General features: G+C 54.4%; 18 protein-coding genes. 8 read left to right on the top strand and 10 right to left on the bottom strand.

All coding sequences use genetic code 11. The features are described 5' to 3' along the window. The first annotated feature begins 5 nt into the window (after positions 1–5). The 3 genes from TH5_RS09295 (at position 6) to ptsP (ending at position 2,660) form a co-directional block, all read left to right on the top strand. Positions 6–410, top strand: coding sequence for a PTS sugar transporter subunit IIA (locus TH5_RS09295; protein ID WP_114121633.1), 405 nt, complete (start codon positions 6–8; stop codon positions 408–410). A 95-nt stretch (positions 411–505) separates the two neighbouring features. Next, complete coding sequence (locus TH5_RS09290) at positions 506–781, top strand: HPr family phosphocarrier protein (protein WP_114121632.1); 276 nt, start codon at positions 506–508, stop codon at positions 779–781. An 82-nt stretch (positions 782–863) separates the two neighbouring features. Beyond that, complete coding sequence (gene ptsP / locus TH5_RS09285) at positions 864–2,660, top strand: phosphoenolpyruvate--protein phosphotransferase (protein ID WP_114121631.1); 1,797 nt, start codon at positions 864–866, stop codon at positions 2,658–2,660. Between the two features lie 54 nt (positions 2,661–2,714). On the opposite strand, the gene TH5_RS09280 is transcribed toward ptsP, so the two are convergent. From TH5_RS09280 to TH5_RS09265, 4 genes are all read right to left on the bottom strand, one after another. Beyond that, positions 2,715–3,434, bottom strand: a complete 720-nt coding sequence (locus TH5_RS09280) for a copper resistance protein B (protein WP_114121630.1) — start codon at positions 3,432–3,434, stop codon at positions 2,715–2,717. Between the two features lie 6 nt (positions 3,435–3,440). Then, entirely contained in the window at positions 3,441–5,135 is a 1,695-nt protein-coding gene (locus tag TH5_RS09275) for a copper resistance system multicopper oxidase (RefSeq protein WP_114121629.1), read from the bottom strand. Between the two features lie 75 nt (positions 5,136–5,210). Then, entirely contained in the window at positions 5,211–5,771 is a 561-nt protein-coding gene (locus tag TH5_RS09270; protein WP_114121628.1) for a cupredoxin domain-containing protein, read from the bottom strand. A gap of 185 nt (positions 5,772–5,956) precedes the next feature. Then, entirely contained in the window at positions 5,957–6,301 is a 345-nt protein-coding gene (locus TH5_RS09265; RefSeq protein WP_114121627.1) for a hypothetical protein, read from the bottom strand. A gap of 307 nt (positions 6,302–6,608) precedes the next feature. Between TH5_RS09265 and ahcY the strand changes: the two genes are divergently transcribed. Continuing rightward, positions 6,609–7,904, top strand: coding sequence for an adenosylhomocysteinase (ahcY, locus tag TH5_RS09260; RefSeq protein ID WP_062949660.1), 1,296 nt, complete (start codon positions 6,609–6,611; stop codon positions 7,902–7,904). Positions 7,905–8,013: 109 nt separating this feature from the next. After that, positions 8,014–8,382 (top strand): 5-carboxymethyl-2-hydroxymuconate Delta-isomerase, encoded by a 369-nt coding sequence (locus TH5_RS09255; RefSeq protein ID WP_097053270.1) that lies wholly within the window; start codon positions 8,014–8,016, stop codon positions 8,380–8,382. Between the two features lie 15 nt (positions 8,383–8,397). On the opposite strand, the gene TH5_RS09250 is transcribed toward TH5_RS09255, so the two are convergent. Further along, positions 8,398–9,333: a DUF294 nucleotidyltransferase-like domain-containing protein gene (locus tag TH5_RS09250; RefSeq protein WP_114121626.1), complete on the bottom strand. Its 936-nt coding sequence runs from the start codon at positions 9,331–9,333 to the stop codon at positions 8,398–8,400. Between the two features lie 165 nt (positions 9,334–9,498). On the opposite strand from TH5_RS09250, the gene TH5_RS09245 reads away from it, so the two are divergent. After that, positions 9,499–10,143 (top strand): hypothetical protein, encoded by a 645-nt coding sequence (locus TH5_RS09245; RefSeq protein WP_114121625.1) that lies wholly within the window; start codon positions 9,499–9,501, stop codon positions 10,141–10,143. 156 nt (positions 10,144–10,299) lie between these two features. After that, a complete protein-coding gene (locus TH5_RS09240) occupies positions 10,300–10,629 on the top strand; it encodes a DHCW motif cupin fold protein (RefSeq protein WP_114121624.1) in 330 nt (109 codons plus the stop codon). A 188-nt stretch (positions 10,630–10,817) separates the two neighbouring features. Here TH5_RS09240 and TH5_RS09235 read toward each other — a convergent pair whose 3' ends face one another. The 3 genes from TH5_RS09235 to TH5_RS09225 all read right to left on the bottom strand — a co-directional run bounded on the left by TH5_RS09235 (position 10,818) and on the right by TH5_RS09225 (position 14,129). Next, positions 10,818–12,161 (bottom strand): TrkH family potassium uptake protein, encoded by a 1,344-nt coding sequence (locus TH5_RS09235; protein ID WP_208638428.1) that lies wholly within the window; start codon positions 12,159–12,161, stop codon positions 10,818–10,820. A gap of 3 nt (positions 12,162–12,164) precedes the next feature. Continuing rightward, positions 12,165–12,842: a potassium channel family protein gene (locus tag TH5_RS09230; protein ID WP_114121623.1), complete on the bottom strand. Its 678-nt coding sequence runs from the start codon at positions 12,840–12,842 to the stop codon at positions 12,165–12,167. A gap of 78 nt (positions 12,843–12,920) precedes the next feature. Beyond that, a complete protein-coding gene (locus TH5_RS09225; protein WP_244204862.1) occupies positions 12,921–14,129 on the bottom strand; it encodes an HD domain-containing protein in 1,209 nt (402 codons plus the stop codon). 313 nt (positions 14,130–14,442) lie between these two features. Between TH5_RS09225 and TH5_RS09220 the strand changes: the two genes are divergently transcribed. Beyond that, positions 14,443–16,953, top strand: coding sequence for a PAS domain-containing sensor histidine kinase (locus TH5_RS09220; protein WP_114121621.1), 2,511 nt, complete (start codon positions 14,443–14,445; stop codon positions 16,951–16,953). 51 nt (positions 16,954–17,004) lie between these two features. On the opposite strand, the gene TH5_RS09215 is transcribed toward TH5_RS09220, so the two are convergent. Both TH5_RS09215 and TH5_RS09210 read right to left on the bottom strand, forming a co-directional pair. Beyond that, the gene (locus TH5_RS09215; RefSeq protein ID WP_114121620.1) at positions 17,005–17,961 is read right to left on the bottom strand and encodes a 2-hydroxyacid dehydrogenase; all 957 of its coding nucleotides are present in this window, start codon (positions 17,959–17,961) and stop codon (positions 17,005–17,007) included. Between the two features lie 44 nt (positions 17,962–18,005). Then, positions 18,006–18,581 (bottom strand): hypothetical protein, encoded by a 576-nt coding sequence (locus tag TH5_RS09210; RefSeq protein ID WP_062949642.1) that lies wholly within the window; start codon positions 18,579–18,581, stop codon positions 18,006–18,008. Positions 18,582–18,676: the final 95 nt, after the last annotated feature.

Below are 18,676 nucleotides of genomic sequence, written 5' to 3'. Positions count from 1 at the left end.
ACTGCATGATCGGGATGGTGCTCGTCACCCATGGCGATCTCGCGAAGGAATTCGTGTCTGCCTTGCAGCATGTTGTCGGTGAACAGGAAAATATCGCCGCCGTGTGCATTGGGCCAGACGACGATATGGAACAACGCCGCGCCGACATTCTTGCAAGTGTCGAGGCTGTCGATGATGGCCAGGGCGTTGTGCTGTTGACCGACATGTTTGGTGGGACACCGTCGAACCTTGCGATTTCCATTATGGAACAGGCGAATGTCGAAGTGATCGCAGGGGTTAATTTACCTTTGTTAATCAAACTGGCTTCGGTTCGCATCGATGGCACGCTGGCCCAGACGGTCAATGCCGCACAGGAAGCGGGCCGGAAATATATCAACGTGGCGTCGCGCCTGCTAAGCGGCGAGGAATAAACAACAAAAACAGAAGGTCGGGCGATCGGGGATGGCCCGGATCTTTTGAAGGTTTGCCGACGGGGACTTAAGGTCGGGACTAAGGCGGGACAAATATGGCGCAGACGGAAAAGCGGATCGTAACCATCAGCAATCAACGCGGATTGCACGCGCGGGCGGCCGCAAAATTTGTTAAACTTGCTGGTGAATTCGAATCCCGGATCATGGTGCGCAACCGTGGTACCGAGGTTTCGGGCGTATCGATCATGGGGTTGATGATGCTTGCGGCATCGACCGGCACGGAAATCGAGATAGAGGCAGTCGGCCCCGATGCGAAAAAGGCGATAGATGCCCTTAACGAACTTGTCGATGCCAAGTTCCACGAAGAATAATACAAAGAATAAGTAGGATTTCCGCACGAGCGGAGACCGGAATTTCTGGAAACAACAAGAACGAGTTGGCAGCAAACCAGGCTTGCAAGTTCCACCAAAAGACCAGACCTCAATCGATGACCAATCGACGACCGGCCGCCGGGTAATTAGCGGGCTTGGGGCATCGGGCGGGATTGTGATCGGCCGGGCTTTTGTCATGGACCGGCAATATGTCGATGTCAGTCGCGCGCGTATCGATGCGACGGCCATCCCGACGGAAACCGAACGTTTGCATAAAGGCGTTTCGGAAAGCATCGAACAGCTCAAACGTCTGAAATCGCAATCAGCCAATGTTGGCGGGGCCGCGTCCGAAGAACTTGGGTTTCTTCTGGATGCCTATGTTCATATGCTGACCCAGTCGCGCCTTGTCCGCGGGGCCGAGGAACTGATCCGGACCCGCAACATGAATGCGGTGCATGCTGTCAGCGACGTTATTGATGCCATCGCCAGCCAGTTTTCCGGCATTGATGACCGATATATCGCGTCGCGTGCGTCTGACATCCGCGAGGTAGGCCTGCGACTGATGCGCTGCCTGATCGGCGAAACCGACCGGGCATTTGAAACCGCGCCAAAGGGTGCGATCCTGATTGCCGAAGAAGTCAGTCCGGCCGACATGGCCCGCCTCCAGCCAGGGCAGCTTTCGGCCTTTGTCACCGCCCTAGGTGGTGCAGAGGGACATACGGCAATCATGGCCCGGTCGCTTGGCATTCCAGCGATTCTGGGGGCGGCCGACATCATTCGCGGGGTTTCGGGCGGTGATCTGATCATTGTCGATGGTGGCCGGGGTGAGGTCATTCTGCGCCCGACTAAGGACGATCTTGCACATTATACCCAGCGCCGGGAAGACTGGCGGGCGGCACGTGCCAAACTGGCCAGCCTGCGTGATGTTCCTTCGGCGACCCGCGACGGGATCGAAATTGACCTGCATGCCAATATCGAACTGCCCATCGAACTGTCGGCAGCATTGGAAAACGGGGCGACCGGTATCGGGCTTTTGCGCAGCGAGTTCATGTTCATGAACAAGGACTATCTGCCGGACGAAGACGAACAATACGCAGAACTGGCCGATATCGTGACCCGGATGAATGGCAAGCCGGTGACGATCCGCACACTTGATATCGGGGGTGAGAAGCTTGCGGTGTCATTGCAGGCAGAAATCGGGTCCGGGCCAAACCCGGCACTTGGATTGCGCGGTATTCGTTTATCATTGCGTAAGCCGGAATTGCTGGAAGCCCAAATGGCGGCCATCCTGAGGGCGTCCCTGCATGGGCCAATCCGGGTTCTGATCCCGATGGTGGTCAGCGTTCATGAGATGAGCCGGGCGCGCCAGATTTACGAAGCCGTTGCAAGACGCCTGCGCAAGGAAGGCCATGCCATACCGGATGTTTTACCGCCACTGGGCGCGATGATCGAAATTCCGGCGGCGGCTCTGGCGATTGATGCCTTGGCGCGCGAAAGTGATTTCTTTGCCATTGGCACCAATGATCTGACGCAATATACACTGGCGATTGATCGTGCCGACGATCAGGTGGCCGGGCTTTATGACCCGTTGCATCCATCGGTTTTGCGCCTGATCCGCGATGTGATCAAAACATCTCGTGACCGCGACATCCCGATCAGCGTTTGCGGCGAAATGGCGGGGGATCCACGATATACACCGCTTTTCCTTGGCTTCGGGCTGCGCAATCTTTCGATGTCACCGGTCAGCCTTTTGCCGGTCAAGCAGCGCCTGCGCCGTCTTGATACGCGTAATACCGAACATCAGGCCGCGCGTGTGATGGAACAATGGGATTCGGCGCGCATCGCCATGATGCTTGATGATTTTAATGATCTTGCCTGATTGCGGCTTTTGAACAGCGGGAAAGCCGGAGCTTCCCCGCTGTTTTAGGATGGATCAATACATCAAACGCATACCGATCACGACATAGGTTGCATCGCGATCTTCATCCTCGTCACGGGCGAAGTCGGCAGTTTTGCCAAGTTTCCGTTCATGGGCTACGCCGATATAGGGCGAAACAGCCCGATCAATCAGGTCGTAACTGAGCCGGAGCCCAAGCTCGACCTTAGAAACACCCTGCCCGATGCCGATTTCCCGATCATCTGAAAAGGCGATGTCGGTTTCCAGCGATGGTGTCAGGATAAGGTGGTTGGTCAGCAACCCTTCAAATTCGATATCCAGTCTGGCACTGCCATCGCCAGTCTCGCTGACAAAGAGATCAGCATCAACTTCAAACCATTGCGGCGCAAGACCGGCAATGCCGACAGTGCCGTACCAGCGATCCTGCCCGGTCGGGGTATCAAGCCGAACACCTGCCTTGGCATCAAAGAAGTCGGAGATCGGAGTCTGCAGGACAAGACGATTTTCCAGCGTTTCGAAACTGTCTTCGCGCAGGTCCTGTTCGCCATTACTTTGCCAACGCAATTTCAATTCATCCGTGCCGGCAAAGGCATCGCCATCCCAGACAGCACTTTTTTCACCTTCATCGCCATAGCGATATTCGAACTGTTCTAACTGCAAGCCATAAAAGATGTTTCCTTCCATCGCGATTGCCGGGAAAGCCATTAGACCGAGCGCGATGCCGACCGGGGCCGAAATCAGGTTCAGTTTTTTCATGATCGGTCAGTTCCCATTTGCGTTGGTGTTCAGGGCCGTTTCCGGCCCCCCTTCGACAATGACCTTGCGGAACATGCCCGATGCCATGTGATAGCTGAGATGGCAGTGGAAGGCCCATTCACCGGGTTCATCGACTTCGGTCTCGAATGAAACCGTTGTGCCGGGATTAACGTTGATGGTGTGTTTGACCGGATTCCATTTGCCATTGCCGTTATCAAGCATTGACCACATGCCATGCAGGTGCATCGGATGGGCCATCATGGTTTCGTTGATGAAGGTGAAACGCACCCGTTCGCCATATTGAAGCCGGATCGGGTCGGCATCCTCGTATTTGATGCCGTTGATCGACCAGACGTAACGTTCCATGTTTCCGGTCAGGCGCAATTCGATTTCACGCATTGCCGGGCGTTCCGGATAGCGCGGTTTTTGTGCTTTCAGATCGGCATAGGACAGGAACTTTCCACCATTGACGGCTTTGGGGATCAACCCGCTTCCTGATGCATAGAACGGGTCAGCGGGTTTGGCGCCCATATTCATTGCCGAATGATCCATGCCGGGCATGTTGCTGTGATCCATTCCGGCCATTTCGGGCTGTGATGTCATATCCATCGCGCCATGATCCATGCCCGGCATATTGTCGTGGCTCATGCCCATATCGGCCATGGTCAGCAACGGACCATCGGTTCGGGGTTCGGGCATTTCAGCCCGCATACCTTCGCGTGGTGCCAAGGAGGCAAAGGCATAACCCGACCGTCCCATCGACTCGGCCATGATCGCATAAGCCCGGTCTTCTTTTGGCTGTACGATCACATCATATGTTTCGGCAACCGCGATGCGGAACTCGTCGACAGTCACGGGCTGCACATTATTGCCATCGGCCTGAACAACCGTCATCTCAAGCCCCGGAATACGGACATCGAAATAGGTCATTGCGGATGCGTTGATAAAGCGCAGCCGCACCCGTTCGTCAGGCTTGAATAACCCGGTCCAGTTCTGTTCGGGGGACATGCCGTTGATCAATCCGGTAAAGCCCTGCACATCTTCGATGTCGGTTGGCGTCATGCGCATGTTACCCCAGTCTTTGCGGTCCGACAGGGTTGCAGACAGTCCGTCCTTGGCCACATCATCCATCAAGGTGCCCAAGGTACGCTGTTGCCGATTGTAGTAATCGGGCATCATTTTCAGGTTGCGCATGATGCGCGCCCCGGAATGGGGGTGCTTGTCCTTCAATACCACGACATATTCGCGGTCAAACCGGAACGGTTCGCGTTTTTCCGGTTCAATGATGATAGAGCCATAGGCACCATCGGGTTCCTGAAAACCGGAATGGCTGTGGAACCAGTAGGTGCCATTCTGTCGAACCGGAAAGCGATAGGTGAAGGTTTCGCCCGGTGCGATGCCGGGAAAGCTGATACCGGGAACGCCATCCATCTGATAAGGCAGGATCTGGCCGTGCCAATGGATGGATGTCGTTTCATCAAGGTTGTTGGTGACCGTAATCTCGGCTTCCTCGCCTTCGCGGAAACGCAGGGTCGGGCCGGGGGATGAGCCGTTATAGCCGATGCCGGTCGTTTTCGTGTCGCCGGTATCGATTTCAACGTAATCGACCGTTAGTTCATAGGGTTTGGCCATTGCGGGCAAAGACAGCACAGCAACGGCAAGGGCAGCCAGAAGCATGCCCGCAGCAGTTTCAATTTTCATGATACGAATTCCGTTTGGCAGGAAACCGGACAACGCGCACTGTGGCGATCCGTTTTCCTGCCTTGCTGTGTGCGGTTACTGGAACTTGACCTGGCCCATCATGCCGGACTCGTAATGGCCCGGGACGTTGCAGGCAAATTCAAGTTCGGCATTTTCCGGAAATGTCCAGATGATCTCGGCGGTTTTGCCTGGCTCGAGCAGGACACTGTTGGGATCATCATGCTTCATGGTCATGCCGTTCCCCATGTCCATTTCCATCATGTGCATGTTGATTTTATCAGCCTCAAGCGCACCGTGCTCGACCATCATTGCCATTTCTTTTTGATGGGTGGCGTGCATTGCAACAGTACCGATATTGAATTCATGGACGAATTCACCTTCGTTACGGATCACAAACCGCACGGTTTCACCCCCAAGGACAACAACCTTTTCAGGTTCATAGAAATTGTCCTGCATGACGATTTCGACGGTTTTTCTGACATCCGAGATATTGCCCAGTTTGCCGATATTCGCGCCATGCACGACACTGTTATGGCCCGCATCGGCATGGGCAGTGATCGGGGAAACAAGGACTGTGCCACCGGACAATGCGGCAACGGTCAGGATTTTTGCGAGGTAAGATTTAAAAGAGGGCATGGAATGCTCCTGAAAGAGAGAATATTTTCAAAATGTTCTCCCGCCGGGATGCTTGATCCGAATGACCTGATATGCGTGATTTTGACACAACATCACGATGGCCTGCCGCGCGGCGGCAGATCGGTATCGGATCACTGATACAAGAAGCGGGGAACGAAAATTGCCGGCAGAATGCCGGTTCTCTCTCAGAAGCGCGGGGGTTTTCCGGTCAGGTCTTCGCTGAATGGCTGGACCAGATCGTTTGATACCAGATAGGTAACCGATTTAATGTCCAGCTTGCGTGATGACGCTGTCAAAGCCAACGGCATGAACGGGCCACAAAGGACCATACCGCACATATCGGAATGTCCGGAGGACGGCATTGCCGGATTGTGGGCGGTGTCATGTGCGGATGGGAAGGTTATGGTGTTTTGATCAAGTGGACCATGGGATTGCATATGCGGGTGATCCATTGCCATGCCGCCATTCGCACTGGACAGAAGAACTGTCAGTGACAAAAGAGCCGTCAGCAAAAGGGTGAATGTCCGCACACGTATGATCCTTGGTCGATAGCCTGAACAAGCGATAACCGAGACAGGTATTGTGATCAAGTGGCAAGATTGTGGTGTGCTTTGAATACCAGCCTCGAAAGTGTTTTAAGGGGGAGAATTGGAAAAGCGGTTTGCGGTGCCTTTGTCGTTTTACTCATTTCATCAAAGAAAAGACTTGAAATCGATATAAAGAAATCTTTATATGTCTTCCATCGCGAATGGGAAAACCGTCGCACAGGAATTTTCGGGCGTATCTGCAAGGCCATGTGGTCGGCAGTTGCGCTGTTTTTGTTTGATTGGAGACGACATGTCGAACTTTACCGATTGCAAGGTCGCAGACATCTCGCTGGCCGCCTGGGGCCGCAAGGAAATCGCGATTGCCGAAACCGAGATGCCGGGCCTAATGGCGTTGCGCGAAGAATATGGCGCGGCCAAGCCGCTTGCCGGCGCACGCATTGTCGGTTGCCTGCACATGACCATTCAGACCGCGGTTCTGATCGAAACCCTGACCGCGCTTGGTGCTGAAGTTCGCTGGTCGTCGTGCAACATCTTCTCGACTCAGGATCAGGCTGCGGCAGCGATTGCGGCAACCGGCGTTCCTGTCTTTGCTTGGAAGGGCGAGACCGAGGAAGAATTCTGGTGGTGCATCGAGCAGACCATTACCGGCCCGAACGGCTGGAAACCGAACCTGATCCTTGATGATGGCGGCGATGTTACCCAGCTGATCCACGACAAGTATCCGGAACTTCTTGAAGACATCAAAGGTCTTTCCGAAGAAACCACTACCGGCGTTCATCGCCTGTATGAAATGGCGAAAAAAGGCACGCTCAAGGTTCCGGCGATCAACGTCAATGACTCGGTCACCAAGTCGAAATTCGACAACCTGTATGGCTGCCGCGAAAGCTTGGTTGATGGCATCAAACGTGCAACCGACGTCATGGTTGCCGGTAAAATCGGTGTTGTTGCCGGTTTTGGTGATGTTGGCAAAGGTTCGGCTGCGTCGCTGCGCAGCCAGGGGGCACGTGTTCTCGTGACCGAAATCGATCCGATCTGCGCGCTTCAGGCCGCAATGGAAGGTTACGAAGTCACCACCATGGAAGACGCTGCACCGGTTGGCGACATCTTTGTCACCACGACGGGCAACATCGACATCATCACGCTCGACCATATGCGTGCGATGAAAGACCGCGCAATTGTTTGCAACATCGGTCACTTCGATTCCGAAATCCAGATCGGTTCGCTGCGTAATTACAAGTGGGACAACGTCAAGCCGCAGGTCGACGAGGTTGAGTTCCCCGATGGCAAACGTCTGATCGTTCTGGCCGAAGGCCGTCTGGTCAACCTCGGCTGCGCAACCGGTCATCCGAGCTTCGTGATGTCGGCATCCTTCACCAACCAGGTGCTGGCACAGATCGAACTTTGGAAAAACCACGCGAATTACGAAAACAAAGTTTATGTCCTGCCGAAACACCTCGACGAGAAAGTTGCAGCCCTGCATCTCGACCGTCTTGGCGTGAAACTGACCAAACTTTCCAGCGAGCAGGCCGAATATATCGGCGTTCCGCAGGCCGGTCCGTTCAAGCCGGATCATTACCGCTACTAAGCGCAAACGCGCTTGTCATCAAAGCCGGTCCGTTCATTCGGGCCGGCTTTTTTGTGTTTTGTGGCGTTCAGTTCGGGTAAGAAAAAAGACCACAACAGGGAAACGAGCCATGCCCCAGCTTGAAATCGAATATTCCGCCAACTTGCCGATTACCGAGCAGCTTCGCAGTTTGGCAATCAGCCTGCATCGTGAGATTGCCAAGGCCGCCGATGCTGATCCGGCGAGTTTCAAGACACGGTTGTCACCGCTTGAAAATGTTGTCATTGCCGATGGCGGACCAAAGCATGGCATGGTGCATCTTGATGTGCGTCTTCTGTCGGGGCGTTCGGACAACGTCAAATACGATGTCGGGGCGATTGCACTTGAAACCCTGCGCGCGCATCTGGAAAATCTGGTCGGTGATTTCGATGTGCAATTCACCGTGGAAGTGCACGATCTGGATCGGGCCAACTACCACAAGCATGTGACATCGGCCTGATATCAGGTTGGCTGATTACATCAGAAGCGCTTCGTGGATCGGGTGATCCGGGCCATAACGATCATTCATCAGTTTGATCAGCTCGCGCGAAAACTGTTTTCCCGCATCCAGCAGTGATCGCAGTTCCGCATCGCTGCGATCATTCGGGCCGACCTTCTCCAGATGTCTTCGAACATCCGGATCGCTCAGTTCACGCAGGAACCGGTCATAAAGTTCAAGTGCGGGAAGGCTTTTGTCACCAAAGACAGTCTGTACGCGCGTGATGGGCGGAAGCTGTAAAAGCTCCGACAGTTTGGCGCGTTTTCCAACATAATCCCGATCAGCGGTTTCTGCGGCCGCGATAATGCCGCCGAAATAAAGCATCTTGCGCGAGAAGACCAGTTTCAGGCGTCTGGGTGCCCATGCCTTGCTGGCGTCGCCTTCGCGGGTTTTGATTTCGAAATCGACGCTGATGGTGCGGTAATACCGAATGACGTCATTGACCAGAAACCGCGCGATGGATTCGCGTGTGACAGTTTCGGTGACGTAGTTGGCAATCAATTCATCAAAGAAGGCCCGCTTTCCGACCTCGTTATAAAGCCATTCACATTCCAGCAGGAACAAAAGGCGGCGTGTGGTGATCGAATTGGTGTCGCCATCAAGTCCGATACGGTTCACCAGTTCCTCGGCCGGGACATAGGATGAAAACGGGCCGTTAACGGCTGCCTTTTTGGTGACCATGGAGCCGAGGATTTCGGAAACATCGCGATGCGGTGCCAGATCACGATCAACTTCGCGGCCTATGATGAAGTAATCAAGGTCGGATTGTTCCGATGCTTCATGTCGCCCGAATGAGCCGGTGACGACCACGCAAAAGGCGCTGCCATGCAGCTGATTGGCCAGCGCGCTGCGCATCTCGTCCAGTCGGGCGGCGGTGTAGGCCTGATTGTTTGCGATGGTATCTGGTAACAAGATTGAAGCGGTTCCGATTGAAGTCACTGATAAATCCAGTATCGACCTAAAGCCGAAAGATTAAAACCGGGTTTATGGCGAAAGGTAAGGAACCCCAGTCAAATGTGAAGACGGGCACATAATTGCCATCACTTGCCGATAAAACGGCCTCAAAGGTGAAAGACCATGATGCCATACATCATTCGTCGGGGCCGTTGGCCAAAATACTGTTCGCATATCTCCCCGATTGGAAATCACGTCAGATTACGGAGAAGTCCGATCAAAAATCTTTATCGCACCCTGCTTGCCGTTCCGCTTCTTGGCCTGATGGCAATGCCTGCCTTTGCCCAATCGCCCGATACAACATCACCCGAGGTAATGAAGGATATGGCCCCGGATACGCTACGCGAAGGGATCGAAAACCGCCATCCATCGGCCTACTACATCCTGGCGGCCAAACTGTTTAACGAGGGCGAACGCGATGACGCGGTATTCTGGTTCTATACCGGGCAGTTGCGCTATCGCACGCTTCTGGGCTGCAAACCCGATCTGGCACCGGATCAGGACCCGGCCCTGTTTGCGTCGCTGAACGAAACAGTCGGCAGGCCGCTTAATGGTTATGCGTTCGGGGATGTCGATGAACTTGGCACCACGATTGAGGACGTGCTGGAATGGGATGCGGAACATTCCAATGGTTATGTTCCCAAAGCCGAGTGCGAACAGATCATTACTGCCGAACGTGCGGGACTTGGCGAATTGCGTGAAATGATTACAGAGAAGGCAGATGAAATTCGCAAACAGCGTGAAGAAAACGGGTTGGAAAACCGGTAATCTGCTTTGCGATATACGGATCAGGCCCGGCTTGAAAGCCGGGCTTTTTCGTTTACGGGCATTTGTTGACGGAAAGCTTGGAAACGCGATAGCGTCAGATAAATGTTGTCCGAACCCGGATGACATTTGCCCCACATCTTCCTTGAAAGATTTCCCATGGACATTTCCGATCTGCCATTCGGGACGACCGACTGGTCGTCGATCACGCCAACCGAACATTCGGGCGATACCGGTATGGCATACTGGAGGACACAGCAATTCGGTCCGATCCGGGTGCGCATGGTGACCTACACGCCGGGCTATCTTGCCGATCATTGGTGCAAGAAGGGCCATATCCTGCTGTGTCTTGAAGGTGAATTGGTCACCGAACTGGAAGACGGGCGGGTTTTCACCCTTAAACCGGGCATGAGTTATCAGGTGGCTGATAATGCCGAAGCCCATCGTTCATCAACAGAGCCGGGTGCCACATTGTTTGTCGTTGACTGATATTGATAATCCGGCGGCCCCGGTTTGGCAGGGCCGCCGGATGTTGTCAGGTCAAGTATTGCCCGCCGTTGTGACATGCCGTTACCACCTGCGGATTTATGGGATCAGTGCCAGCAACGGCACGAACACAAACACGGTGCCCGATCCGCGATGATGCCAAAAAAACGCAATACTGACGGTTTTGGGAATTACCCCAGATACACCTGACTTGACGGATAAGAAATGCGCGGCGGAACGCGACGGGCAAGGAAGAAGCCCAGTGTCAGAGGGCCGACACGGCCGATGAACATGATCAGTTCGATCACGATCCGGCCCAGTGTATCGAGTTCGCCGGTCGTCCCGCGCGAAAGACCGACCGTGCCAAAGGCCGACGTCACTTCAAACACCAGATCAAGAAAATCACCGTCATGGGAAACGGTGATCAGGAAGATACCGGTCATGACGACGAACATTGAAATCATCGTCAGGGCCAGCACCTTCATCACTTCTTCAAGGCCGATGCTGCGCCCAAAGGCATGCAACTGATTATGGCGTTTGAAAAAGGCGATGGTTGCCAGAACCAGTACGATAAAGGTGGTGACCTTGATCCCGCCGGCTGTTGATGTACTGCCCGCCCCGATCACCATCAGAAGGATGAACATCAATGCGGTGGTGTCGTGAATGGATCCGATATCGACCGTGTTGAACCCGGCAGTGCGGGTTGTCAGACCTTGAAACCAGCTGATTTGAAGTTTGTCGATCGGATTGGCAAAAGCCCCGAGCGTGTCGGGATTGTACCATTCAAGGATGGCAAACATCGTGACAGACCAGACGATCAGAATGGCAGAGCCGGTCAGCATCAATTTGCTGTGCAGGGATAAATGACGCCAGCCGCGATGAATCCACAGATCGGAAATCACGCTGAACCCGATCCCGCCAATCAGAAGCAATGCCGGGATTGTGAGGTTGATCACCGGGTTTGTGGCCCATCGGCTCAGGCTGTCGGGCATAAGGGCAAAGCCCGCATTGTTAAAGGCCGATACCGAATGGAATACCGCAAACCACGTTCCGCGTGCCCAGCCAAAATCGGGGACAAAAACGGTCAGCAACAGGATGCTGCCGATCAATTCACAGAAAAGCACAACGGCAAGGATCGTTTTGACCAGACCCACGAGCTGATGCAGCGATGTCTGGTTCAAATCTTCGCGCAGGAAACTGTGATGACGCAGCCCAATTGGTAAGCCAAGTGCGGATAAAACAAGGGCTGCAAATGTCATAAGACCAAGACCGCCAAGCTGGATCAGGATCAGGATCATAGCTTGCCCGAACAGCGTGAAGCTTGACCCGGTATCAACCACGGCAAGTCCGGTGACGGTGACGGCGGACGTGGCCGTAAACAAGGCGTCGGAAAAGCTGATCGGATGGGTGACCGCAATAGGGAGTACCAAAACAACCGCGCCGATCAGGATCAAGGCCAGATACAGGATGGCGAGCAAAAGCGGCGGTGGTATTCGGATCAGTTTTCCGGTGCGGTTCGGAAAATAAAAGGGCATGGCTCAGATGCCGTCACTGAAGTCGCGCAAATTCTGTCGGCGACCAAGGATCAGGATTTTATCACTGGCTTCCATCGTGACGGTCCCGGTATCACAGCCGATAAATTCCGATCCGCGCAAAATGCCCAGGCATCGCAATTCGTGGGACTTTTCAAGATCAAGCGACTTAATGGTTTTCCCCGCCATGCTTTCCGGGACTTCCAGATTGATGACATGCATGCCGTTACCAAGGCTAAGGTAATCGCGTACGGCGGGGTTATGCAGTTTCTGGGCGATGTGCTGGCCGATTTCCTGTTCGGGCAAAATGACCCGGTCGGGTTCCAGTTTGGTCAGGATGCGATGATGGGTTTTGTTGATCGCTTTTACCCAGACGGTTTTGACCCCCAGCATTTTGACATTCATCGTGCACAGGATATTGGCTTCAAGGTCTTCGCCAATGGCAATCAGGGCGACGTCATATTTGTCGACCCCGGCCTCGCGGAGGGCTTCTTCATCGCGGCCATCGGCGATGATCGCTTCGGACAGGACATCCGACAGGGCGGCGACGGATTTTTCGTTGATGTCTATGCCCAGGACGTGATTGCCACTTCGTGCCAGATCGGTCGCAACCGTGCTGCCAACGGTTCCAAGCCCGATGATGACAAAGGTTCGGTTGCGCTTCTTTTCGGTTTTGGGGGCCATATCGGTTACTCCCTTTGCAATGGATTGCCCGATGCAGCGAAATTCGTAAGGCGATTTTACGTCCGATGGACGAGCATATCAGTCAAACAGACTTGCTGCAGCAGCCTGTTGTGCCGGATCGGTCAGATTGCCGACACGTCGCAGGAACGAGTTCTTTTCCTCGTAATAGCGTTTGCCGAGATCGGCAAAGCTTTTGACTTCGGCATCTGTGTTGATGTGAAACTCGCGTTTGGGGACCTTGGTCGCATTGTGGTCCAGAATTGCGGCAGCAGCACTTATTTCAGGGTCGACAACCTCGGCAACACCGTCAAGCTCGATCCGGTTTTTCAGGCTGAACAGAAACTTCTTGAAAGCCGGGTGGCGCTGCAGGAAGGCTTTTTCGGTCAGAAGAAAATCGTTGGCGGCAAAATCCGGCGCATTTTTGACAACAAATTCGCGGCAAAGATGATCGGTGGCAAAACACATCGGGCCGAAAATGAAATTGCGATAGATGTCTTCTTTAAGCTGCCAGAACTTATCAAGGCGTTTCAGGGCATCTTCATCAAGCTTTACCGCCGCCTCAAGCAACAGGCGCGGATGGCAATGGACATAGTTCGGATGCACATAGGTCTTGGTCCGACTGATGCCTTCGAGTGTGTCGATATTGACCGGGCCCGACAGCAGGCTGGCATGGGGGTGGGTCGATTTTTTTGACAGAAGGGCAATGACCTCGTCCGGATCAACACCGTGTTTCACCAGTAAATGATTGACCGAAAGATCAAGCTGAACTTCGCCGGTGATAATCTTTTCGGTCAACTGGTGATGGTTCAGGTTGAATCGCCGGGCAAATTCCGGTTCCAGCGTATGGGAAAACGGACCATGGCCGATATCATGCAACAGGGCCGCTGCCCCCAAAAGATCACGATCAGCTTCCGAAAGACCCATCAGGCGGCAATATTGCTGTGACAGCAGGGCAACACCGATGGTGTGGTCATATCGGGAATGGCGGATATTGGCCGGGCGTCCGTTGGGATGAAACAGGTAATCAATGGCACCAAGGAACGAAATTTCGCGCAGCCGTTCAAACGCGTGTGACGCGATCAGCTTTTTATGCAGCGGGCGATCAAAGGCCGATGCGATCTGAGAACGTTTAAAATGGTAGTTATATTGGGGGGCATCGCGAAACAGCAGTTCCCATTCGGCGATGTCATCGGCACTGAAGTTGGTGTCAAACAGATCGCGGATTTCCGGTCCCGTCGGTTTGGCTGCGACAGACTCCTTTTGGGGCGCGGCCGGTCTGGCTGCCACGCGCGGCGCAAAAAGGTCTAGCTGCGGTTTGGGACTCATTTTGAAATGACGAGATCGTTATAGCTGTTGTTTCGACAATAGCGCAGACATAGCCCGATTTGGGGTATATGTCATCGCGGATTTTCCTGCGATCACGGGCGTTCGACCGGGTATTGGGAAAACGTCGTGAAACAGTGGTAAAAGCCAGACGTTTTCACCATAATAATAGCTCATAAACACAAACGGTTAACAACACGTGACACGGGCTGCATCCGACCATCAAAAGGGGAAAGAACCAATTGGTTCCCGCAAGGGGGGATCAAACAGGTTTGGTTTGTCCAGACTGTGGCAGTGGGGATGCTATGGCCTTACGTCGCTTTTCATCGCAGCCGACCTGCATGCGCAGGAAAAGTTCCGTGTTGGCAGTGCTGCTGATGCCCTACCCGATGCGGCGACGCAACCTGCTGGCACATCGATATTTGGCGGTCTCGCGGATCTGAGTGACCGGGACTGGCTTGTTGTCGGCTTGGCCGCGATTGGCGGGGCGGCGATCGCGGGGGGAATCGGATGGCGTTTATCGTTGCGCATGCGCCGCCATCTTGAAGAGGCGGAAGATCACGAGTCCGAACTTGCGGATTCAACCGAACAATTTACCCATCTGTTCTTTGCCGGGCCCGACCCGGTTTATTACTGGAGCCAGGCCGGTTTTGCCGAGGGGGCAAGCCCGTCGCTTAAACGTGCGTTCCAGCTTGGCAAGGATGGGCGTTTTCCCGATGTGCTTGACCAGTTGCGTGATGATGACGCGAGAGCACTCAAGGAGCGTGTCCGAAACCTGAAATCCACCCATGAGCGGTTTGAGCTTTGGGTGACTGCGGTTGATGAACGCAAGTTCCACGTTACCGGGGCAATGGCCCGCAAGGACCGCAATTCGCCGGTTCTGGCCCATGCGTTGTGGTTCCGCGATGAAACCCGCCATACCCGCGAACGTGAAAGCCAGTTTGGTGATTTTACAGCCCTTAAGCACGAGGTTAGCGGGCTACGGCTTTTGATCGACAGTCTGCCTTTCCCGGTGTGGCGGCGTGATGGCGATTTGCGCCTGATTGATTGCAATGCGGCCTATGCGGCGGCAGTGGAGCTTCCGACAGTCAGTGATGCGCTTGCCAAACAGGCGGAGCTTGGCACGGGCGTGATCCCCGATCACGGCAAATCGCTTGCAGCATCGGCATTGCGCAACAGCGAAACCATGACACGCGATTATCACATTGTGATTAAGGGCGACCGCAAGCTTTTGCGGATTACCGAATGTCCGTCACAAACGCCCGAAGACCTTGACGGTCTGATTGGCTTTGCGATTGATTGCACCGCAATCGAGGAACTGCAATCAGACCTGTCGCGCCATATTCGCGCCCATGCCGAAGTTCTGGAAAACCTTGGAACCGCGATTGCGATTTACGGCGGCGACAAGCGGCTTATATTCTTTAACACCGCTTTCACCAAGCTTTGGGATATGGACGAGGACTGGCTGTGGGCAGAGCCGTCGCTTGACGATGTTCTACGTCGGATGCGCGATGAACGAAAATTGCCTGAAGTCACCGACTTTACGCAGTTCCGCAATATCGAAAACCAGCGCTTTACCGATCTTCTCAAGCCAGAAGAAGATTTGATGCATCTGCCAAACGGCATGACGTTGCGGCGCTTTATTTCGCCTCACCCGTTTGGCGGGCTGATGTTCGCCTACGAGGATGTGACCGACAAGCTGGTCCTCGAAAGCAGTTACAACACGTTGATAGCAGTACAGCGCGAGACGCTTGAAAACCTGCATGAAGCGGTTGGCGTGATCAGCGGCGATGGAAGGCTGCGGCTTTATAACCATGGCTTTGCTGATGTCTGGGGGCTTGAAGACAGCTTCCTTTCGGGTGCGCCCCATATCAGCGAAGTGGTCGAGGAAGCCCGCGAATACTGGCATGATCGCGAAGACTGGGACAAATTCAAAAGCCGAATGGTTGCGCGTATCACCAATCATGAACCCATGAGCGGCCGTATTGAACGTGCAGATAACAGTATCATCGATTTTGCCATCGTACCGCTGCCTGACGGGGCGGTGATGATGTCCTATATCGATGTGACCGACACGATCCGGGTCGAACGGGCGCTGCGTGAACGCAACGAAGCCTTGCGGACCGCCGATCAGATGAAGTCCGACTTCATTTCGACCGTATCGCGCGAACTAACCCGGCCGCTTGATCATATCAATGGCGAGGCAGATCGCCTTATTCCGCATTTACAGGGCAATGTCGCGCAGTCGGTTGAAACCATCCGGGCCGAAGCCCAAAGCATGCTGGCACTTGTCGATGACATGCGGGACTTGGCAACCCTAGGATCCGGGCAGGTCGCGCTTGAACTTGATACGGTCGATCCAAGGCGTTTGTTACGCTCCCTTGAAGCGCTGACACGGGCGCGCCTGGCGGAACTTAACGTTTCGCTACGCCTTTACTGTTCGCGCAATATCGGCTGGATGATTGCTGATGAACGCCGCCTTAAACAGGCGTTGTTCATTCTGGTGACCAACGTCCTGCGTACCGCCCCCGAAGGCAGTGAGGTTTCCGTGGTTGCTCGTCGTCGGGGCGAGGATATCGATATCAGCATTTCACTGTCGGACGAAGCGCCGCAACCGATGCTGTTCGAAGGACTGCGCGAGGGCGAATCGCCATCTGCGCGGCGTGCGCTTGGCATGGCAATGGTGCGCGCAGTGGTCGAAATCCACGGTGGTCGGGTCAAGGTCAGCCGGGATGGTCATGAAATTTCCTGTATCCTGCCCGCGGGTGAGGAAAGCGATCTGGAATGAAAAAAGGCGCCCCACCGGGCGCCTTTCGCATTCTGGATATACCAACAATCATCAAACCCTGAACGGCACTTCCTTGCCCTGAATGAAAGCATCGATGTTATCAAGGGCTCTGAACCCCATGGCATTGCGGGTTTCCACCGTTGCCGACCCCAGATGGGGCAACAGGAACGTATTGGGCAGACCGCGATAGGCCGGTTCGATATTCGGCTCCCCGGCAAAGACATCCAATCCCGCTGCGGTCAGCTTTCGGGATTTGAGTGCCGCGATCAGATCCTTGTCATTGACGATATCACCGCGTGCCGTATTCACAATGATCGCTCCATCTGGCAGCTTGGCGATAAAATTGCGATTGACCATACCGCGTGTTTCCGGTGTTGACGGGCAATGCAGCGACAGGAAATCGCAATGGGGCAGAAGGTCATCGATGGATGCATGATAGGTCGCGCCAAACTCCTGATCTTCGGGCAGGCGGCGACGGTTGAAATAATGGACTTCCATATCAAAACCACGCGCACGTTTGGCGACAGCCTGTCCAATCCGGCCCATGCCGATAATGCCCAGTTTCTTGCCGGTAACCTGTGTGCCCATCAGATGGGTAGGACGCCAGCTTGACCAGGTCGCATTGCGGACCTCGGCCTCGCCTTCGCTGGCGCGGCGGGCAGCACCCAGAATAAGAAGCCACGCAATATCAGCCGTTGCATCGGTCAGAACCCCGGGCGTATTGCCGATGACGAAACCGTTGGCCTTGGCCGCGGCCAGATCAATATGGTCGGTGCCAACGGAAAAGGTGGCAACGATGCCAACCTTTTGGGGCAGGGCTGCAAAGAAGGCTGCATCAATCGGATCGCCGACCGAAACCAGTGCGGCGTTCGCGTCCTTGCACAGATCAAGGATCTGGTCGCGTGACAACGGGTCATCGCCGTCCTGCATGCGCAGATCATAACTTTCGCGTGCGCGTTTTTCGACGGCATCCGGCAGGCGTCTTGTGATGGCAAGTACCGGTTTCATTCTGATCTTTCTCCCTGAATTTGCTGGCTTATTTGCCGATTGTGTCAGAATAGCTGGCCAAGTGCGAGCCGAATGCCGATTGTCGTGATGGTCAATGACAGCAGGAAGTCTGCCGCCACAATCGCGCTTGCCGTCATCGTTGGAACTACAAGGGTCAGCTTTGCGATATAAACCCCGTAAATCAGCATTGCGATAACCGCGACAAGCACAAAGCCGCCCGCACCGAGCATAGGAAAGATTGCGCCCAGAAACAGCGCCAGCAAATAGACCCCCATTTGCAACACGCTTGACCAGTTATAAACGGTGATGAATGCGATGTAACGGTTCGACCGGTCGATCATCGGTGCGACATGCAGCATCAGCAGCGGAAAGGCGAACCATTTCATGACATAGGCAATGGTTTCCACCAGCATGTAACGCCCGACCGGGAATTCATCGGGAACCGTGTCGAGATCATGCCAGCGCAAAAGCGCAAAGGCCGGAAAAACGATAAAGGCGGCAAGGAAAGAGCGCCAGAACGCCTCGATGGAATAGTCAAAGAAGGCAAGGCCTTTGGCATCGCCACGTGCAATGCGCCAGGTTCCGTAAAGAGCGCGCAGGGTTTCAGTCGACATGGTCATGGGTGGCAGTCGTTTCAAACAAAATGGACCAGATAAGGGGGCGAAAGTTCGGAGCAGGGGCATGGCCACTTGGCCGGTTTGCAGCTTATCCCCGT

The sequence above is a fragment of the Thalassospira xianhensis MCCC 1A02616 genome (assembly GCF_003326475.1).
In the GTDB taxonomy this organism is placed as follows: Bacteria; Pseudomonadota; Alphaproteobacteria; order Rhodospirillales; family Thalassospiraceae; genus Thalassospira; species Thalassospira xianhensis.
This window is presented reverse-complemented; position numbering and strand designations above follow the sequence as displayed.